General features: G+C 67.6%; 2 protein-coding genes. Both read left to right on the top strand.

Features of this window, described 5'->3' with window-relative positions:
• Positions 1–937 (top strand): hypothetical protein (locus ACTUAL_RS09510; RefSeq protein ID WP_440899999.1); only part of this gene is annotated, 937 nt, incomplete at its 5' end.
• A 68-nt stretch (positions 938–1005) separates the two neighbouring features.
• Complete coding sequence (locus ACTUAL_RS09505; RefSeq protein ID WP_440899998.1) at positions 1006–1479, top strand: hypothetical protein; 474 nt, start codon at positions 1006–1008, stop codon at positions 1477–1479.
• Positions 1480–1665: the final 186 nt, after the last annotated feature.

Genomic DNA, 1665 nt, shown 5'->3' with positions numbered 1-1665 from the left:
GCGAGAAGAGGTGCCCCGCTGGTTGATCCGCAGCGGTGACGAGCCAGCGATCGCCTGCTACGCGGCGCACCTGGACGGGAAGATCCTCCGGGTTCCCCTGCTGCGGACCTCGCACCACCGGTTGTCCGACACGATCGCGCGCCAACTCCTCTGGTTGCTGCGCCGCGATGCGCGAAAACACGGCGCTCAGGTCATCGACATCTCCGACCGGCACACCGACGAAGTAACCGCCCGCGCGATGTCGTCGGCCCCCTTCCACGAGCACGACGGCCACCAGTACGCGTGGGTGGTCCACGTGTGCGGGACGAACCAGGAAATCGATCTGGCCGCTGACGCGGCACGGGAGCTGGTCGGCTTGGGCAGGGGTCCTCTGCTGCGTCCCGGCCTGCCCGCGCGTACCGCCTCCGAGGTCGAACGATCCTTGTGGCCCGCCAAGCTGACCGACAGCGAACTGCCGCACTACGTCATCCCAGTCCAACCCAGGTGGAGCAGCGATCTGCTGGGACACCCGCTCCAGCTCACCTCCCGCCGGATCGAGCTCTCCCTCGGGCGAGGACAGGTCTACTACCGGTCAGCGGACAACCTGCTGACTGCACCCGCGCGAATCATCTGGCGTGTCAGCAAGGGGCGTCACACCGCTGCGGAGATCATCGGCACGTCCTTCCTCGACACGATCACGACCGGTACCCCGAAACGCCTGCACGCGACCTTTGAGCACTACGGCGTCCTGGACCTCGACCAGCTCGAGAAGCAGGCCGATGGCAAGCAGCTGATGCAGGCACTTCAGTTCTCCGACACAGAACTGTTCGAGCGCCCCATCTCGACGAGAACCTACGAGCAGCTCAAAGCCCGGCACGGCGGACCGGAGAACTTCCCCGGTCCTCGTTCAATCACGCCAGAGCTGTTCGCCGCCCTGTACAAGGCGGGCAACGAGTGACCTCGGTCACCGCCAACAGGCAGGCGCTGGACCTCTGTTCGGCCGCGTGCATGGATAAGGTCCATGCCATGATCACGGCACCAGCGCCCGAAGACGAGCACCACCCCGCTCTGCGCCCCTTGCTGGTGTCGCTCCGCCCGAGGTTCGCCGAGGCCATCCTGGACGGGTCGAAGACCGTCGAGCTGCGCCGTACCAAGGTATCCGCACCACCCGGCACGCTCCTCGTCCTCTACTCCAGCTCACCCGTGATGGCGGTGGTCGGGGTGGCGACCCTGGCCGATCGGGACACCGCCAGCCCTCCGACCATCTGGCGTCGACACCGTGGCAAGGTCGGGCTCTCCCAAGCCGAGTTCTCGGCTTACTTCGCGGGAGCCGAGCAGGCGACCGCCCTGTCCATCACCGCTCCCAGGGCGTTGGAAGAGCCCCTTCCCCTTGCACTGCTGCGAAAGGGCTGCACGTTCCAGCCACCGCAGAGCTACCGGTACCTCACCGACGACGACCCGGCACCGCTCACCGAGCTCGCGATGTCCTGGGCGGTCTGAAGCAGCGCACTCCCACGCCGAACACGCGGTATCGGGCTGCACTCAGAACGTCCTAGCCGCCCAATCCGCCAACTCACGCTGCGCCGCCGTCGAGTCCCCGGTCCCCGTGGTCACCAGCGCGAAGTGCACCCCCGCCCCAGCCCGCAGCAGCACCCGGTTGACCCCGCCGACCCCCCGCTCCCGCCC

The sequence above is a fragment of the Actinosynnema sp. genome (assembly GCF_052038725.1).
This window is presented reverse-complemented; position numbering and strand designations above follow the sequence as displayed.

What these genes read in the sequence shown, in the direction of transcription:
- ACTUAL_RS09505 (WP_440899998.1), top strand. Translation starts at nt 1,006, where the DNA reads ATGATCACGGCACCAGCGCCCGAAGACGAGCACCACCCCGCTCTGCGC.